This is a genomic window from Collimonas sp. OK412, assembly GCF_900112135.1.
Classification (GTDB): domain Bacteria; phylum Pseudomonadota; class Gammaproteobacteria; order Burkholderiales; family Burkholderiaceae_D; genus Collimonas; species Collimonas rhizosphaerae.
Genome location: NZ_FOLC01000001.1, coordinates 256996 through 275034, shown reverse-complemented (window position 1 = coordinate 275034; position 18039 = coordinate 256996). Strand labels below are relative to the sequence as shown.

17 protein-coding genes and 1 tRNA gene are annotated in these 18039 nt (G+C 60.2%); 6 read left to right on the top strand and 12 right to left on the bottom strand.

All coding sequences use genetic code 11. From position 1 onward, the window contains the following. From BM062_RS01110 to BM062_RS01095, 4 genes are all read right to left on the bottom strand, one after another. Window positions 1-1983 (bottom strand): branched-chain amino acid ABC transporter ATP-binding protein/permease, encoded by a 1983-nt coding sequence (locus BM062_RS01110; RefSeq protein ID WP_092392202.1) that lies wholly within the window; start codon window positions 1981-1983, stop codon window positions 1-3. A gap of 2 nt (window positions 1984-1985) precedes the next feature. Beyond that, window positions 1986-2876, bottom strand: a complete 891-nt coding sequence (locus BM062_RS01105) for a branched-chain amino acid ABC transporter permease (RefSeq protein WP_092392200.1) — start codon at window positions 2874-2876, stop codon at window positions 1986-1988. 142 nt (window positions 2877-3018) lie between these two features. Further along, on the bottom strand, window positions 3019-4176 hold the full coding sequence (locus tag BM062_RS01100; RefSeq protein WP_092392198.1) for an ABC transporter substrate-binding protein: 1158 nt from the start codon (window positions 4174-4176) through the stop codon (window positions 3019-3021). 272 nt (window positions 4177-4448) lie between these two features. After that, on the bottom strand, window positions 4449-4652 hold the full coding sequence (locus BM062_RS01095) for a cold-shock protein (RefSeq protein WP_014005790.1): 204 nt from the start codon (window positions 4650-4652) through the stop codon (window positions 4449-4451). Between the two features lie 341 nt (window positions 4653-4993). Here BM062_RS01095 and BM062_RS01090 point away from each other — a divergent pair, with 341 nt between their 5' ends. The 3 genes from BM062_RS01090 to BM062_RS01080 all read left to right on the top strand — a co-directional run bounded on the left by BM062_RS01090 (window position 4994) and on the right by BM062_RS01080 (window position 9192). After that, a complete protein-coding gene (locus tag BM062_RS01090; RefSeq protein ID WP_092392196.1) occupies window positions 4994-6583 on the top strand; it encodes an ABC transporter substrate-binding protein in 1590 nt (529 codons plus the stop codon). A 90-nt stretch (window positions 6584-6673) separates the two neighbouring features. Then, complete coding sequence (locus tag BM062_RS01085) at window positions 6674-7966, top strand: MFS transporter (RefSeq protein WP_092392708.1); 1293 nt, start codon at window positions 6674-6676, stop codon at window positions 7964-7966. A gap of 176 nt (window positions 7967-8142) precedes the next feature. After that, on the top strand, window positions 8143-9192 hold the full coding sequence (locus BM062_RS01080; protein ID WP_092392194.1) for an NADP(H)-dependent aldo-keto reductase: 1050 nt from the start codon (window positions 8143-8145) through the stop codon (window positions 9190-9192). A 12-nt stretch (window positions 9193-9204) separates the two neighbouring features. Here BM062_RS01080 and BM062_RS01075 read toward each other — a convergent pair whose 3' ends face one another. From BM062_RS01075 to BM062_RS01055, 5 genes are all read right to left on the bottom strand, one after another. Next, entirely contained in the window at window positions 9205-10224 is a 1020-nt protein-coding gene (locus BM062_RS01075) for a bile acid:sodium symporter family protein (RefSeq protein ID WP_092392192.1), read from the bottom strand. A gap of 173 nt (window positions 10225-10397) precedes the next feature. After that, complete coding sequence (locus tag BM062_RS01070) at window positions 10398-11750, bottom strand: 4Fe-4S binding protein (protein WP_092392190.1); 1353 nt, start codon at window positions 11748-11750, stop codon at window positions 10398-10400. A gap of 61 nt (window positions 11751-11811) precedes the next feature. Next, a complete protein-coding gene (locus tag BM062_RS01065; protein WP_092392188.1) occupies window positions 11812-12642 on the bottom strand; it encodes an FTR1 family iron permease in 831 nt (276 codons plus the stop codon). Window positions 12643-12691: 49 nt separating this feature from the next. Next, window positions 12692-13024 (bottom strand): cupredoxin domain-containing protein, encoded by a 333-nt coding sequence (locus tag BM062_RS01060; RefSeq protein ID WP_092392706.1) that lies wholly within the window; start codon window positions 13022-13024, stop codon window positions 12692-12694. 50 nt (window positions 13025-13074) lie between these two features. Then, window positions 13075-13617, bottom strand: a complete 543-nt coding sequence (locus BM062_RS01055) for an iron transporter (protein WP_092392186.1) — start codon at window positions 13615-13617, stop codon at window positions 13075-13077. Window positions 13618-13898: 281 nt separating this feature from the next. Between BM062_RS01055 and BM062_RS01050 the strand changes: the two genes are divergently transcribed. Next, window positions 13899-13975, top strand: a tRNA-Arg gene (locus BM062_RS01050). 197 nt (window positions 13976-14172) lie between these two features. On the opposite strand, the gene BM062_RS01045 is transcribed toward BM062_RS01050, so the two are convergent. After that, window positions 14173-14463 carry a hypothetical protein gene (locus tag BM062_RS01045; RefSeq protein ID WP_139219959.1) on the bottom strand — a complete coding sequence of 97 codons (291 nt, stop codon included), beginning with the start codon at window positions 14461-14463 and terminating at the stop codon, window positions 14173-14175. Window positions 14464-14633: 170 nt separating this feature from the next. On the opposite strand from BM062_RS01045, the gene ompR reads away from it, so the two are divergent. Together ompR and BM062_RS01035 are read left to right on the top strand one after the other, a co-directional pair. Then, the gene (ompR, locus tag BM062_RS01040) at window positions 14634-15389 is read left to right on the top strand and encodes an osmolarity response regulator transcription factor OmpR (protein WP_092392704.1); all 756 of its coding nucleotides are present in this window, start codon (window positions 14634-14636) and stop codon (window positions 15387-15389) included. Between the two features lie 46 nt (window positions 15390-15435). Continuing rightward, window positions 15436-16776, top strand: coding sequence for a sensor histidine kinase (locus BM062_RS01035; protein WP_254784871.1), 1341 nt, complete (start codon window positions 15436-15438; stop codon window positions 16774-16776). 35 nt (window positions 16777-16811) lie between these two features. Here BM062_RS01035 and ispF read toward each other — a convergent pair whose 3' ends face one another. Next, complete coding sequence (ispF, locus tag BM062_RS01030; protein WP_092392180.1) at window positions 16812-17297, bottom strand: 2-C-methyl-D-erythritol 2,4-cyclodiphosphate synthase; 486 nt, start codon at window positions 17295-17297, stop codon at window positions 16812-16814. Window positions 17298-17322: 25 nt separating this feature from the next. Further along, the gene (gene ispD, locus BM062_RS01025) at window positions 17323-18021 is read right to left on the bottom strand and encodes a 2-C-methyl-D-erythritol 4-phosphate cytidylyltransferase (protein ID WP_092392178.1); all 699 of its coding nucleotides are present in this window, start codon (window positions 18019-18021) and stop codon (window positions 17323-17325) included. Window positions 18022-18039: the final 18 nt, after the last annotated feature.

Genomic DNA, 18039 nt, shown 5'->3' with positions numbered 1-18039 from the left:
TTATGACCCCGCTGCGTTGGAAGTGGACGGCGCGCTGCCGGCATCGTCAGCGGCTTCGCCGGCGGTGCCGCCGAGATAGGCTTCAATCACCTTGGGATCGCTTTGCACCGAGGCCGGCTTGCCTTCGGCGATTTTCTGGCCGAAGTCCAGCACCGTCACGGTATCGGAAATCGACATGACGACATCCATGTGATGTTCGATCAGGATGATCGTGATGCCGTGCTGCCGGATCTTGTGGATGATCGCGATCAGTTCCTTGATGTCGGGCGCGGTCAATCCCGCCGCCGGTTCGTCCAGCAGCAGCAGTTCCGGATTCAGCCCGAGCGCGCGGCCGATCTCCAGCAGGCGCTGCTTGCCGTAAGGCAGGTTGCGCGCCTCTTCGGCCGCCAGCCCGCTCAGCCCGACGAACTGCAAGATGCCGGCGGCACGCTGGCGCGCCGCCAGTTCCTCGCGCCGGTACCGCGGGGTATGGAAGATCACGTCCAGCACATTGCTGCGGAAGGTGTGGTGCAGGCCGACCAGCACGTTTTCAGTGGCGGTCATTTCACCGAACAGCTGCACGTTCTGGAAAGTGCGGGCGACGCCGCCCAGCGCTATGGCCGCCGGCGTCGAACCGGAAATGGTCTTGCCGTTGAATTCAACCTTGCCGGCAGTCGGCTTGTAGATGCCGGTCAGCACATTCATCATGGTGCTCTTGCCCGAACCGTTCGGCCCGATCAAGCCATGCACGCTGCCTTTGACGATATCCAGGTTGACGTCGTTGAGCGCCTTGAGGCCGCCGAACTGCATCAATATCTTCTGGCCGCTCAGCAAGGTGGCGCCGGCGGCAACGCTACCGCCGGCCGAAGCCCACGCCTGCTCAGGACTGGCGGCCACGCTGGCCGGTTCGCTGCGGGCAGGTATCCTCTGGCCCAGCAGGCTGCGGGCAAAACCGACGATGCCGTCCTGCAGGTAATACACGACAAACAGCGTCATCAGTCCAAACACCGTCAAACGCCAGTCGGTGATGCTTTCCAGCTTATAGGAAAACACCGCCATGCCGACCGTCGCCACCACCGGCACCGCCACTTCGCGCAAGGTCATGCGTTTTTTCCAGAGCAGGAAAGCGGTCGCCAGCACTGCGATCACGGCAGCAGCCGTGGCGATCTGGCGGAACAGTTCAATATCCGCCAGCAGGCTCGGCAGCATGACCACGATCAAGGCCCCGATCAACGAGCCGGTGCGGCTCTTGCGCCCGCCCATGATGACCGCCAGCAGGAACAGGATAGTCAGTTCGAAGTTATAGGTATTCGGCGAAATGTATTCCTCCGAATACGCATACAGGCTGCCCGCCAGGCCAGCCAGCGCGGCGCTGATCACAAACGCGTACACCTTGTAGCGATACACCGAAACCCCCATGCAATCGGAAGCGATCGGGCTATCGCGCAGCGCCTGGAAGGCGCGCCCCAGGTGCGACTTGAGGATCCGGTGCACGACGATCAGCGACAACACCATCAGCGCCGCCACCAGGTAAAAATACTCCACCTCGTCGAGGCGATGGCCGAAGAAGCTCGGCTTGTTCAGCTTGATCCCCATCGGCCCTTCCGTCAGGAAGCTCATCTCATTGATCAGGATCTGGATGATGGTGCCGAACGCCAGCGTGACCATGGCCAGGTAAGGCCCGGTCACCCGCAGCGCGGGCAGCGCCAGGACGGCGCCGAAGATGGCGGTCACCGCCAGGCTGGCCGGGGCCGCAACCAGGAACGGCCAGCCGAGCTTGAACACCAGCACGCCGGTCGTGTAGGAACCGATGCCGAACAGGCCGGCATGTCCCAGCGAAACCTGGCCGGTGTAGCCGACCACGATATCCAGCCCGAACAGCAGGATGGCGTAGATCAGGATGGTTTCAGCCAGGTGGATGTAATACGGATTCGGAAAAACCTGGGGAAACGCCAGCAGCACCAGGATGCCGGCGATAGCCAGTGCAAATATTTTTTTATTCATATTCACACCTTCTTGATGGCGGTCTTGCCGAACAGGCCGGCCGGCTTGACAGCCAGCACCAGCAGCAGCAACAGCAGCCCCGGCACCTCCTTGTAGCCGGTGGAGATATAGAACCCGGTCAGCGTCTCGGCGATGCCCAGGATCAGGCCGCCGACGACCGCTCCCATGCCCGAAGTCAGGCCGCCGATGATCGCCACCGCAAAAGCTTTCAGGCCGAGCGCCGCGCCCATCGTGGCGCCGGTCAAGGTCAGCGGCGCCACCAGCACACCGGCAAACGCTGCCGTGGCCGACGACAACGCGTAGGAAAATGTGATCACCATGCTGGTGTTGATGCCCATCAGGCCGGCCGCATCGCGGTCGTTGGAAGTCGCCACCACTGCCTTGCCGTAAATCGATTTGCGGTTGAAGAACTCGACCGCCAGCATCATCGCCAGCGCGCCCAGCACCACCACCACCTGCATCGGCTGGACGTTGGCGCCGAATACCTGGAACGGCGTCGACGACAAGGGCGAAGGAAAAGTCAGGTCGTCCTTGCCCCATATGTTTTCAGCGACGTTCTTGAAGATGATCGCCAGCGCGATGGTCGACATGATCCAGCCGAATTCCGATTTGATCTTGAGCGCCGGGCGCACCCCTATCCATTCGACCACCACGCCTTGCAGCGCGCCGAACACGATCACCACCGGGATCATCAACCAATAGTTCAGGTAAGGGCCGCCATGGATATTGCCGACCAGGCTGAGGCCCACCAGCGCGCCCAGCATGAGCGCTTCACCCTGGCCGAAGTTGAGGGTGCCGGAGGTGGCGAACGTAAGTTGATAACCGAAAGCGATCACCGCGTAGATCATGCCTAGCGCGATGCCGCTGAAGACGAGTTGCAGCAGAATTTCCATGATATGGACCCAAGAGACAAATGGCAAAGTAACGCTGCCGTTTGACGAAACAAATCCAGCCTGTATACCTGCTCAGGCTGGACCGATGTCGCTTAAACGGATGTATCGCCGGAACGCGGCAGTGCTGCGCTCCGGCTTCCTATCACTTGGCCAATACCACCCGGCCGTTCTTGACTTCGCCGATCACCACCATATTTGGCTTGATCGCTTCATGGTCGTCGTGGCTATACGGCTTGGTGTAGCTGGTGACCACGCCTTCCACCGTGCCGTTCAGGTTTTCCAATGCTTCACGCACCTTGACGCCGTCGGTGCTGCCAGCCTGCTTGATTGCTGCCGCCAGCAGGTAGAGCGAGTCATAGCCTTGCGCAGCTGACACAGGGGACGGCATGCGGTCGATCTTGTAGGCTTTCTGATAGGCTTCGATGAAGGCCTTGCGCTTGGCTGTGCTGCCATCCTGGATGAAGGTTTGCGGCATGCGCGCGCCGTCGCCGTTCTTGCCGGCGTTGTCGATGAAATTCCCCATCGACAAGGTCCAGCTGCCGATGAGGGGCACTTTCCAGTTGAGCTTTTCCATGCCGTTGGCGATCTGCGCCAGCTCCGGGCCGATGCCGTAAGTCAGCACCACCTCGGCGCCGCCCTGCTTGGCCTTCAGCAGCTGCGCCGTCATGTCCACATCTTTCAGGTTGTATTTTTCAACGGCGACCGGTTTGATGCCCTTGGCGGCCAAAGCGCGTTCCAGGTCTTCACGGCCGAGCTGGCCGTAATTGGTGGAGTCCGCCAGGATTGCCACCTTGGTGTGTTTTTGACGCACTACGGCTTCGTCGACGATCATCGCCGACTGGATGGTGTCGTTGGCCGAGGTGCGGAATATGTAGTTATCCTTCTGGTCCGGCGCCACGAACTGCTTGGTGATGATGCTGCCGGTGGCGACGTTATTCATGACCGGGATCTTGGCTTCCTGGTAGAAGCGCTGCGACGCCAGGGCGACGCCGGTGTTGATGAAGCCGACCGTGCCGACCACTTTTTCCTTGTTGATCAGTTCCTGCGCGACCTGGACTCCGCGTTCATTCTTGGCTTCATCGTCGCGCTCGACCAGCTGCAGCTGGCGTCCCAGCACGCCGCCCTTGGCGTTGATGTCCGCCACCGCCAGCTTGACGCCGTCGCGCATCGATACGCCCATCGGCGCGGAGCCGCCGGTAAATGGTCCCGTGACGCCGATCTTGATCGGCTCTGCCGCTCCTGCCGCCAGCGACCAGCTGACCAATGCCGCTGCCACACATGTTTTGATTATTGTATTCATGTCGTCTCCTCCGTGTTTTTATATTGATGGGCATCGGCATGGATGCCAATGCGCTGTCTTAAGTAAAAGGTGATCCAGCATACTGCAATATCCGCCATCTGGTATACAGACGACCCCAGCATTTCAGGCCACCCTTACAGCTTCCTGACAAGGCGCCTCTTTCCGCTTTTATATAGTCGCCGCTGCGTTTGCTACAGACGAAAAAAATCCCCGGCAAGCCAGGGATTTTTGCGATGCTCAGTTTATTTCAACTGAGTAAGCCGTATCTAATATTAGATAGCTTGGATGTTCGAAGCTTGCTTGCCCTTTGGGCCGGCAGTAACTTCGAAAGAAACACGTTGGTTCTCTTGCAGCGACTTGAAGCCGGAAGAATTGATTGCGGAGAAGTGCGCGAACAGATCTTCACCACCTTCGTCAGGAGTAATAAAACCAAAACCCTTCGAATCATTGAACCACTTTACGATACCAGTTGCCATTACATTTCCTATTTCAGTTAAGTTGGGCTGTCGCCCGTTAGATCGTTTGAAGCAAGAAAGAAATGACAGACTAATACTGCACTACTAGCTCGAATCTTAAACGATGTCGCATTATAACCGATAATTTTATTTAAAACACCGGGGGCGTAAATAAAAGTTGCGTCGAGGGAAAGAGTTGCGTTTTTGATTGCGCAATCTGCCGTTCCCGGCCAGCGATTCGGGAGGCCCATATTACCCTATATAACCAAAACACATAACAGGAAGCAATTATTGTGTTTTGATAATTATGCGAGCGCCCATAGAATCAGCTTTTGCCTTATTCATCACGATTGGGAGATCGCATGTTCCAGCTTTCAAGAAAGAAAATACTGAGCCTGGCTTTTGCCGGCCTTGGCGCGTTGGCTTCGGTAGCGCTCAGCGCCGCGCCAAGCCACGCTGCGGACCTGAAAATCGGCCTGTTTGCCGATGTCTCGACCCTTGACCCCCACTTCAACAATATTGCGCCGAACATCTCGCTGTCGTCGCACCTGTTCGATGCGCTGGTCAATGTCGACCCGAACGGCCGCCTGATTCCGGGCCTGGCTACTTCCTGGACGGCAATTGATCCGCTCACCTGGGAATTCAAGCTGCGCCACGGCGTCAAATTCAGCGACGGCTCCGAACTGACCGCGGAAGATGTTGTATTTTCGCTGGACCGCCCCGCGACGCTGGCCAACAGCCCTGGCCCGTTCACCAGCTACACCAAACAGATCGTCAGCAAACAGGCCGTCGATCCCTATACCGTCCGCCTCAAAACCGCCACGCCTTACGGGCCGCTGGCGCTGGACGTCAGCACCATCTTCATCGTTTCCAAGAAAGCCGCGCAAAACGCCACCACCGATGATTTCAACAGCGGCAAGGCGCTGGTCGGCACCGGCCCCTTCAAGTTCGCCAGCTTCAAGCGCGGCGACCGTATCGAGCTGGTGCGCAACGATGCTTACTGGGGCGAGAAAGCGGCCTGGGACAAGGTCACCTTCCGCATCCTGACCTCTGACGGCGCCCGCCTGGCCGCCTTGCTGGCAGGTGAAGTCGACGCCATCGAAAACGTACCGCCGGCCGACCTCGCCAAACTGAAAACCAACCCGCAGTTCAAGCTGGCGCAAAAGATTTCCTGGCGCACCATCTTCTGGACCCTGGACCAGTCGCGCGACAAATCGCCGGACGTTACCGACAAGGCCGGCAAAGCGCTGGACAAAAATCCGCTGAAAGACGTGCGCGTGCGCCAGGCGATTTCCAAGGCCATCAACCGCCAGGCTTTGGTTGACCGCACCCTGGAAGGACTGGCTGTGCCGGCATCGAACATCATCGCACCCGGCATCCTGGGTTATGCCGATACGTTGAAAGTGGAAAAATACGATCCTGAAGGCGCCAAGAAACTGCTGGCGGCGGCCGGCTATCCCAACGGCTTCGGGATTACGCTGCATGGCCCGAACAACCGCTACATCAACGATGAGCGCGTGGTGCAGACCGTTGCCCAATTCCTGAACCGGGTCGGGATCCAGGCCAAGGTCGAGACGCTGCCGCTGGCAGTCTACTTCGGCAAGGCGCGTGCGGGCGAGTACAGCGCCGCCTTGCTGGGCTGGGGCACGCTGGCCGGCGATTTCGGTTTGCGCACCCTGCTCGGCACCACCAATCCCGATACCGGCTGGGGTTCATGGAACTGGGGCAAATACACCAATCCGAAACTGGACCAGCTGGTGCAATCGTCATTGGGTTCGGTCGACCAGAAACAGCGTGAGGATTTCGCGCGCCAGGGCGCCGTGGTGGCGCTCAACGATTACGCACTGATCCCGCTATATCACCAGTACGCGACATGGGCGCTGCGCAAGGGCCTCAAATACACGCCGCGTACCGACGAATTTACTTTCGCCCACCAGTTCCATCCCGAATAAGCCACACGCATGAAAAAAGCCGCTGCAGATAGCGGCTTTTTTTATGGGAAAAGCATATTCTATGGCCTTGCCCCGATTTTCCTACGCCACATGACCGCCCCCGTCCCTGCCAGTCCAGCATCCGAATCCGTCCTGAGCCATCGCCCGTTTACGCTGTTCTGGGGCGCGCGCGTTGCCTCCACCATCGCCAACCAGATGCAGATCGTCGCCGTCGGCTGGCAAGTGTATCAACTCACGCATAGCGCTTTTGACCTCGGCATGGTGGGCCTGGTGCAATTCCTGCCCGCCTTGTTCCTGGCGTTGCTGGTCGGCCATGTCGCCGACCGTTACGACCGCCGCAAGATCGCCCGCATCTGCCTGTTCATCAAGGGCGTGGCCGCGGCGGCGCTGGCCATCGGCAGCATCTACGGCTGGCTCGACAAGGAGGCCATCTTCGCCATCGTGTTTGTGATCGGCGCGACCCATGCCTTTGAATCGCCGACACTGCAAGCGCTGGTGCCCGGCCTGGTGCCTGCGCGCCTGCTGCCGCGCGCCGTCGCCTGGGCGGCATCGGCCACGCAAACGGCGGTGATCATCGGCCCGGCATTGGGCGGCTTCATTTATGTGCTGGGGCCAAGCGCGGTGTATACCACCAGCAGCGTGCTGTTCATCGGCGCCAGCCTGCTGGTGTCGCTGATCCGCATCGAAAGCGTGTTGCCGCGGCGCGAACCGGCCACCCTCAGCTCATTGCTGGCGGGGATTGCATTCATCAAGAGCCGGCCAGCGATTCTCGGCGCCATATCGCTCGACCTGTTCGCCGTGCTGCTGGGCGGCGCCACCGCCTTGCTGCCGATCTATGCGCATGACATCCTCGCCACCGGCCCGCTCGGCCTTGGCCTGCTGCGCTCGGCGCCGGCGGTGGGAGCGTTGTCGACGGCGATCTTCCTGGCGCGGCGGCCGCTGAGCCGGCGCGTCGGCCGCAGCATGTTCATTGCGGTTGCCGTGTTTGGCCTGGCGACTATCGTGTTTGCCCTGTCCCGTTCATTTGTCTTGTCGCTGGCGACGCTGGTTGTGCTCGGCGCTTCCGACATGATCAGCGTGGTGGTGCGTTCTTCTTTCGTCCAGCTGGAAACGCCGGACCATATGCGCGGCCGCGTCAGCGCCGTCAACTCGGTATTCATCGGCACGTCCAACCAGCTGGGCGAATTCGAATCCGGCGTCACCGCAGCGTGGCTGGGACCGGTGCCGGCGGTGCTGCTGGGCGGCATCGGCACGATGGTCGTGGTGCTGCTGTGGATACGCCTGTTCCCGACCCTGTTCGGCCTCGACAAACTTGCCAGTCCGGCCGCGGCCCCGCATCCGTCAAACCAGCCGCCGTCGCCGGCAACCCCAACAGCTACTTGACTGCGGGCGGCCGCGGCCTGCAGCGAAACGGCGATCCGGCTATACTCTTAGCCCTCGGCAGCAAGCGGCAATTCCCCCCTGCACCCAGGCGGGGATCGGCGGCTGCCGCACACCGGCGGTCCAGGTCGTCAAATCGTCATCACCAATTTTTAGCGCCCGCCGCAAAGGAAGCGACAATGCAATATCGTGAACTCGGACACAGCAAGCTCAAGGTCAGCCTGATTACGCTCGGCACCATGACCTGGGGCGAACAAAATACGGAAGCAGAAGCGCATGCGCAGATCGACCTGGCGCTGGCGCATGGGGTCAACCTGATCGACACTGCTGAAATGTATCCGGTGCCGCCGCGTGCCGAGACCCAGGGTTCGACCGAACGTTATATTGGCAGCTGGCTGAAAAAATCCGGCAAGCGCAGCGAAGTCATGATCGCCACCAAGGCTACCGGCCCGGCGCGCAAGCCGCACAACCCGCGCCATGTGCGCGGCGGCGTCAACAATTTCGACCGCAAGGGATTGACGGAAGCCTTGCACGGCAGCCTGGAACGCTTGCAGACGGACTACGTCGACCTGTATCAGCTGCATTGGCCGGATCGCAGCGTGAATTGTTTCGGCACCCTGAACTACAGCCATATTCCAGACGAAGATACAGTGCCGATCGAAGAAACGCTGGCCATCCTGGCGGACTTCATCAAGGCCGGCAAGGTGCGCCAAATCGGGATTTCGAACGAAACGCCATGGGGTATTTCGGAGTTTCTGCGGGCTTCGGAGAAATTCGATTTGCCGCGCGTGGCCAGCATCCAGAATCCGTACAGCCTGCTCAACCGCACGTTTGAAATCGGCCATTCGGAGTTTGCATTCCGTGAACAGGTCGGGCTGCTGGCGTATTCGCCGCTGGCTTTTGGCGTACTTTCGGGAAAATACCTGGACGGCGCGCGGCCCGCCGGCGGCCGCTTGACTTTGTTTGAACGTTTCAGCCGCTATACCAATCCGCAAGTCAACCGGGTGGTCGGCGACTACGTTGCGCTGGCCAAAAAACACGGACTGGATCCGGCGCAGATGGCGCTGGCTTTCGTCAACAGCCGCGGTTTCCTGACCAGCAATATCGTCGGCGCCACCACGCTAGGACAATTACAAAGCAATCTCGACAGCGTCAACCTCACGCTGGATGACGATATCTTGCGCGAGATTGAAGCAATCCACGTGCGCCAGCCTAATCCGGCTCCCTGAATAAAAGCAGCCTCAGTCCTCGGGGCTGACGTCAGACCAGACCGGCGCCGGGCCGCCGGCGACGATTTCGATCGGACGCGCGGCATAGCGTTTCGCCAGCACGGCGCACACCATCAGCTGGACCTGGTGGAACAGCATCAAGGGCAAGACGATCATGCCGACGGTGTGCCCGGCAAACAAGACTTTCGCCATCGGCACGCCGCTCGCCAGGCTTTTCTTCGAGCCGCAGAACACGATCGTGATTTCATCTTCCTTGTTGAAGCCGAGGCGCCGGCTGGCCAGCGTGGCGATGGTCAGCATCACGAACAGCAGCAGCATCACCACCAGCATCAGGCCGACCAGCGACAGCGGCGGCAGTTCATGCCACAGGCCCTGCACCACGGCCTCGCTGAACGCGGTGTAGACCACCAGCAGGATCGACCCCTGATCCACCATCTTCAGGATGATCTTGTGCTTGTCCAGCCACTTGCAGATCCAGTGGCGGGCAATCTGGCCGGCGACAAATGGCAACAGCAGCTGCATCACGATATTCAGGATGGAGTCGAAAGAACCCTTGCCCTGGCTGTGCGTCACCACCAGCAGGCCGACCAGCACCGGGGTCAGGAAAATGCCAAGCAGGTTGGACGCGGATGCGCTGCACACGGCGGCCGGCACATTGCCGCGCGCCACCGAAGTAAAGGCGATCGAGGATTGCACGGTGGACGGCAAGGTGCACAGGAACAGGATCCCGAGATACAGGTCGGGCGTCACCAGCGGTAGCAGCAGCGGCTTGAACACCAGCCCGAGCAGCGGAAACAGGGCAAAGGTGGCCAGCAGCACCGTCAGGTGCAAGCGCCAGTGCAGCGCCCCTTGCACCACCGCTTCGCGCGACAGCTTGGCGCCGTGCAGGAAAAACAGCAGGCCGATGGCCAGCGTGGTAATCAGGTTGAAAGAGACCGCGACCTGGCCCTTGGCCGGGAAAAGACTGGCGACAAGAACCGTGGTAACCAGCAACAACGTGAAGTTGTCGGGTAAAAAGCGTGGGCGGACCATGATAAGAAACGCAGAGTCGCGTAGAGTTGAAGAAAGCTTCCCCGCCGCCGTCGCCGTTCCTCTGTGGAGGGGAACGGCAAGACAAATATAGACGGGACAACAACCCGCATTTTACGCACTAACCACCTGCCCATCGACCAGTACGTGACAAAATTCCGGCAAATGATGGGAATTCACCACAACCAGAACATCAGCAGCCAGGCAAAGTTGACCAGCCCCAGGCCGGCGATCACCGGCGCCATGCTCGCCAGGCGGCGCACCGGCGAAGCCGTATAACGGCCGGTGACGCGCCAGGCCAGCCAGACGCTCCACAAGGTGGTCGCGATCAGGAGGATGGCGCGCAAGTCGTTGGCCCAGAATACCGGCAAGTGTTCGCCGCGCAGCAGGCTGACGGTGGTGGCCGACAAGCCGACGAATACGCCGCAGCCGGCCAGCGGGATGGTGGACTGCACCAGGTGGTTGAAACGCTTGCGGTCCCAGTTGCCGAGCGCACGGCTGCTCAGCGCGAACAACAATGTGAGCGCAGTGCCAAGCACCAGGCCGGTGGTGAGGATATAGGCAATCACCAGGCTGCCGTCGAGCCAGCTGAAGACATCGTTCTGCGCCGGATAATTGGTGAACACCCACCACGGCGCATGGGTATCGAAAGGCCACATGATGTCGCGGTCGATCAGCCAGGTCGCGATGGCTTGCTTGACCTGCACAAACCAGGGGCTGGCTGACCAGTGGAAGGCGCCGATGGCGATCCCCATCAGGCCGTACAAGGCCAGGGCGCTTTCCCACAGGTTGTTATGCTGTTCGCCATGCGCGACGATTTCCTCGGTCGGCGCGCGCCAGCTCAGTTCGATGGCGTCGCGATGGCCGCTGCAACGGCCGCACATATGGCAGTCGGAAGCGCCCTTCATGGCCCGCAACGGCACCAGCGGCGCGCAATTGACCGGAATCACGGTACGCCCTTGCGTGTGGCTGTGGGTACCGTAGGAAGCGCGCCAGGCGGTTTCATTGACTTTGTAGTGAAACGGCGCCAGCTTGGCCAGCAGGCCGAACACGCCGTTCACCGGACACAGGTATTTGCACCAGACGCGCTTGTCGCGGCCATACAGGTAGCCCACCACGATGGCGCCGGCGGTGGAACCGCCCAGCACCAGCAGCACCGCTTTAGGATATTGATACACGCTCACCATCTGGCCGTAGATGGTGGTCAGCGCAAACGCCACGAACGGCCAGCCGCCCCAGCGCATCCAGTGCGGGATGGCTTTGCCGAGCCCATGGCGGCTGGCGAACTCGGTCAGCGCACCTTCCGGGCACAGCACCCCGCACCAGACCCGTCCCATCAGCACCATGCTGATCAGCACGAACGGCCACCAGATGCCCCAGAAAGCGAATTGCGCGATCAGGGTCAGGTTCGACCAGATGTGCGCTGTCTCGTCCGGCAGCGGCAGGAAGATCGGCACCAGGATCAGGAAACCGTACACCAGCACAATCCCCCACTGCACCCAGCGAATCAGTTTCGCATGGTCCCGCATCCAGTCAGCGGTGCGGGAGAGGCGTGTTTGCGTTTGAGGAATGGCACAAGTATTCATTGGTTTATTTAGCTGGGATCGGCTGCGGCCTGGCTCGTTTAAGGAATAACAATACGCACACCCAATATGCCACATACACCAGCAAGCTCATCAGCGCGGGCTGCGCGCGATAGCCGGTCAGCGTGGAGACCAGGTTGCCGAATGCAGTGGTGTCGTCGAGCAGGCGCGAACTGTCCCAGACCGGGTCGACCAGCGTCGGGATGATATCCAGCGACATCAGGCGTTCGATGCCCGTCAGCAGCAGACCTGCGGCGAGGAACAGCAAGATGATTTCAGTGACCTGGAAGAAACGGCGCCAGGAGAAAATCTTGCCGCCCAGCTGCAGCAGATAGAAAGTCAGGAACGCCAGCGCAAAACCGAGCGCCGCCGCCAGCACCATCGCGCCGGCCGAATCGCCCTTGTCCGCCAGGCCCAGCCCGTAAAGAAATATCACGGTTTCGCTGCCCTCGCGCGCGATCGCCAATGCCGCCAGCGCGAATACGCCCCACCAGTTGGCGCTTTGCAGGTTGGCGCTGAGCGAGGTTTCCATTTCGCGCTTGAGCGTGCGGCCGTGCTTGCGCATCCAGAACACCATCTGCACGATCAGTATCGCGGCCAGGATCACCATCACGATCTGGAAGTAATCCTGGGCGTCGCCCGACAGCAGTTCGCTGAAACCCAGCAGCGCCGCGCCCAGGCCGATCGCGCCGAGGACGCCGACGCCGACGCCGCTCCATAGATACGGCAAGCCGCGGCGCGCAGCATCCCCGCCGTTCTTCAGCCACGCGTGCAAGATACCGACTACCAGCAAAGCCTCGACGCTCTCGCGCCAGACTATGAACAAAACCTGACCCATCGCTTGTTACTCCATCAAACTATTTATTGCAACCGCCGCCGGCGGCCTCTTATTTAGCGACAATCGCACCCTGCGCTTGCACATGGAAGTCGTCGAAGAACTTGTATTCGCCCGGCTGCAGCGGGGCAATCACCACGAACGACTGCGCGCCCGGCGCCAGCACTTTTTCCTTGCGCAGCTGGACGCTTTCAAACTCCACCGCCGACTGCCCGGTGTTGTGGATCTCGATTTTTATCTTCTGGCCGGCAGGAACCGCGATCCGCGCCGGATTCAGGACGCCGTCCTTCATTTCCAGCTTGAAGGTCGGCAGATCGGCAGCCATCGAAACCGTTGCCGCCAGCAGCAGGCCGACGCCCAATAAGCCGCGCGTTTTGCCCGCCATGTTGGCCGCGGCCTGCGACAAGAATTTCATGGGTGCGCATTTCTCCTGCATTAATATCCGCCCTTTTTACCGACGCCGGCGAAGGTGAATTCGTTGACCACGGTGAACGGCTTGAACCAGGCGCCGACGCCGGTTTCCTTGTCCACATGGCGGCCGAAATGCGCGCTGGCATTAGCCGACGGCGGCGAAATGATCATTTTCAATGTGTATTTTCCAGGCCCTGCCAGCTTGACGTTATCGCCGTAGTGCGGACCGTCGCTAGCCACCATCGGCATCATGTCGCCCTTGATCACCTGGTTCGAACCGGCCTTGGTGAATTCGTAGGAGATCACCAGGTTCGGCATCCAGTCGCCTTCGGCAAAACCGTTCGGATTATCTTTGACGGCGCGGATATCGGCTTCGACGTGGATGTCGGACAGTTCCGCCTTGCGCATCATGCCTTCCGGCTCCATCTTGATCGGCTGCAGGTAAACAGCAGCGATCTCCAGGCCATTCATGATCTGCTGCTTGCCGATCGGATACTCGGCTGCCATTGCGGCGCCGGCAAACCCAACAGAAACAAGCGCGGCCGCCGTAAGCAATTTCACACTCATGTAATCAACCTTTCGCAATATAAATGATAATGATTATTGTTTGATTATATCATTCGATGAAATCGGCTGCGCCCTCTGGCACAAGGAGTAAAGAGGATCAAAAAAGCCTGAGCTAAAACACAAATAAAGCTTCCCATTGCACAATGTCTGTGGCATAGTAACGGACTTGGTTGAGAGCAAGCAGAAAAAGTGTTTTACCTCTGTAAGCGAGAAGAAATATCAGGTTTTACGATATTTCCCTCTTCCAAAATTAACAAAGCTAATATATAATTTTGTTTTTCGCGGCTGTAGCTCAGCTGGATAGAGTACTTGGCTACGAACCAAGGGGTCGTGGGTTCGATTCCTGCCAGCCGCACCAGTATTACGAGGGGTTGCAAGAGAAATCTTGCAACCCCTTTCTGGTTTACGTCCCCGTTTTTCATTTGCCCGCAAAACAGCGCCGGACATTCCCATCCCCTGCCTTCCATTTTATAAAAGCAGCGCCCAATAAAAAAACCGGCGATCTTCATCACCGGTTCTCTGCGCCACCAAGCTGGCATTTCCTGTCTGTCGATATCAGCGCCGCTGCGGATAAATATCCCGGCCGGCCCTGTCGATCTGCTGGCGCAAAGCGCGCCGCTCGTCCGGCGACATCCTACCTCGTCCCTCATTGGGATCCGAGCCGCGTCCGCGATTCTGCCATTGTTCATCTGGCGCCTGGCCGCGCCGCGGTTCATACTGTGAAGGAGGCGGCGCGCGACGGTCGCCGCCGCGGTCGTCAGGCATACGGTCGGAACGTGCAGAGGCGCTCATCATTGCCGACAGCAACAATAAACAAACACTGATTTTCCGGAACATCGTCGTCATATGGACTTCTTCTGTGAATTCAGGACTACGGTTAAGACTTAATCATCACGAATTAAGTGTAAGCTTCCCTATTAATCGGCATAAGACGTTTTTAGTAAAGTGTGTAACACTTTGTAATCCATGGGTCTTAACTGTATTTTTGATGCGCACTCTGACGTTACCATATGACCATGAATACGATCAACACCTCAAACCAAACAAGCAGCGCCCATCAACATAAAATCCTGGTGGTCGACGACGACATCCGGTTGCGCGACCTGCTGCGACGATACCTGACGGAACAAGGCTTCCAGGTAGTCACCGCGGAGAACGCGCAGGCCATGAACAAGCTGTGGATACGCGAGCGTTACGACCTGCTGGTGCTGGACCTGATGCTGCCGGGCGAAGACGGCCTGGCGATCTGCCGCCGCCTGCGCGGCGCCGGCGACCAGACGCCGATCATCATGCTGACCGCGAAAGGCGAAGACGTCGATCGCATCGTCGGACTGGAAATGGGCGCCGACGATTACCTGCCCAAACCATTCAACCCGCGCGAACTGGTAGCGCGCATCGGCGCGGTGCTGCGCCGCAAAGGGCCCGACGAGCTGCCGGGCGCGCCGTCGGAAACGCCGCAGTCTTTCGAGTTTGGCGAATTCATCCTTGACCTCGGCACACGTACGCTGAAAAAGAACGGCGAATCGATCCCGCTCACCACCGGCGAATTCTCGGTGCTCAAGGTGTTTGCGCGGCACGCGCGGCAGCCGCTGTCGCGCGAAAAGCTGATGGAACTGGCGCGCGGCCGCGAATACGAAGTGTTCGACCGCAGCCTGGATGTCCAGATTTCGCGCCTGCGCAAGCTGATCGAACCGGATCCCGCCAGCCCGCTCTACATCCAGACCGTATGGGGGCTCGGCTATGTCTTCATCCCAGAAGGCCAACCGCGCTGATGCCTGCCTGCGCGGCATCGTCCTTCCCTCGCCAACGTCCGGCCACATGGTAACTCCGCACCGGCTGGCCTGGCTGAAAAGCGGTCTGATGTGGCGGACCTTTTTCATGATCGCCTTCCTGATCACGGTCAGCATGGTGACCTGGGTCGCCAGCTTCAAGATCGTCGAGCGCGGCCCGCGCGCGCAGCAGATCGCCGCGCAGATCATCTCCATCGTCACCATTACCCGCGCCGCCCTCACCCATTCGGCGCCGGACCTGCGCAGCGAACTGCTGTTCGACCTGGCCAGCAATGAAGGCATCCGGATTTATCCGCTGGAAGACACCGACCGAATCGAGCCGCCGCCCGACAACGCCCTGATGCCCGACCTGGAACGGGAAGTCCGCGCCAGGCTCGGCAACCAGACCAGGTTTTCTTCCAAGGTCAATGACATCGACGGCTTCTGGATCAGTTTCAAGATCGACGGCGACGAATACTGGCTGATGCTCGACAGCGAGCGGGTCGAGCGCAGCTCGGGCGTGCAGTGGCTGCAGTGGGGCAGCGTCGCACTGGTGCTGTCGCTGCTGGGCGCGATGTTCATTTCGACCCTGATCAACCAGCCGCTGTCGCGCCTCACCGCCGCCACCCGCGCGGTGGCCAAAGGGCTGCAGCCTGAGCCGCTGCCCGAAACCGGCCCGACTGAAATCGAAGAAGCCAACCGCAGCTTCAACCAGATGGTGAGCGACCTGCAGCGCATCGAATCGGACCGGGCGATCATCCTGGCCGGCATTTCCCACGATTTGCGCACGCCGCTGGCGCGCATGCTGCTGGAAGTGGAAATGGCGAACCTGTCCGACGATGCACGCACCGGCATGCAATCCGACCTGGCGCAGATGGATGGCATCATCGGCCAGTTCCTGCACTACGCAAAACCGACCGATACCAGCAGCTTCGAAAAAATCGACCTCAGCGCGCTGATCGACAATGTGGTGCAAACCGCCACGCGCCATGCCGACATCCGGATCCAGACCATCGTCTCGCCAAATGTCCACGTTTCCGGCAACGAAACCGAACTCCGGCGCGTATTCAACAACCTGATAGAAAACTCGCGCCGCTACGGCAAGAAAGAAGGCGACGATTGCGCAGAGGTCGACATCAGCTGCCAGATCCGCGGCGACAAGGTCCTCCTGAACATTTCCGACCACGGCGCCGGCGTGCCGGATAGCGAGATAGACCGCCTGCTGCGGCCGTTCACCCGGCTCGACGTGGCGCGCGGGCAAGCCAACGGTTCCGGCCTCGGGCTGGCGATCGTCAGCCGCATCGTCAAGCAGCACGGCGGCAAGCTGCGCGTGAGCAACCGCGAAGGCGGCGGCCTGGCTACCCAGATCGAGCTGCAGCTGAAAACCTAGGGTTTAGTTGAAAACCTAGGTTTTGTTCCCCCAGGCTAGCGCGCAAGCAGCAACGCTACCGCTTCCGCTGCAATCCCCTCTTCCCGGCCCAGGTAACCCAGCTTTTCATTGGTCTTGGCCTTTACATTGACCTGGTTGGGCGCAATCCCGCAATCGGCGGCGATATGCGCCACCATCTGCGGAATATGCGGCGCCATTTTCGGCGCCTGGGCGATGATGGTCGAGTCGATATTGCCGACGACATAGCCGGCTTCGCCAATCAGCCGCACCGCTTCGCGCAGCAGCTTGCGGGAGTCGGCGCCGGCAAACTGCGCATCCGTATCCGAAAAATGGCGGCCGATATCGCCCAGGGCCGCGGCGCCAAACAAGGCATCGATGATCGCATGCAGCAGCACGTCGGCATCCGAATGTCCCAGCAGGCCGGTTTTATGCGGAATCGTCACGCCGCCGATAATCAATGGCCGGCCAGCCTGCAAGGCGTGGCAATCGTAGCCCTGGCCGATGCGGAACTGCTGGCTCATGCGTACCCCTTCAAATTCAGTAACTTCAAAATTCTTCCTTTAGAAACATCTCTGCCAACGCCACGTCGTGCGGCAAGGTCACCTTGAAATTGCGCGGGCTGCCCTCGACCAGGCGCGGCTGCAGGCCCAGTTGCTCGACCGCGCTGGCTTCGTCGGTAACCGCTTCGGCCAGGGTCAAGGCGCGCAGCAGCATGCCGTAGCGGAACATTTGCGGCGTCTGCGCCGCCCACAGTTCGGCGCGCTCCACGGTTTGGGCCACGCGTGCGTTCAGGTCGCCGCGTTTCAGGGTATCGACCACCGGCAACGCCAGCAAACCGCCAACCAGGTCGTCGCGCAGGGTTTCAACCAGGCGCTCGATCAGGGCGCAGGTCAGGCCCGGCCGGGCGGCGTCATGCACCAGCACCCAGTCGTCGTCGCCAACCTCTTCGCGGATCGCTTGCAGGCCGTTCAACACCGAGTCCCGGCGCGTGGCGCCGCCGTGGAACAACAGCGTTACCCGTCCTTGCAGATGCGGCGCCGCCGCCATCAGGCCGGCGATATAACCGTCATCGGCGCTGACTACGACAAACACATGGCTGATTGCGCCGGCAGCGGCAAACGTGTCCAGCACATGCATCAGCATCGGCTGGCCGGCCAGCGGCATATATTGCTTAGGGATATCCGTGCCTATGCGGGCACCGATGCCGGCGGCAGGAATCAGGGCAAAATAGCGGGATGAATTCATGCACAATCTCGGGGGAAT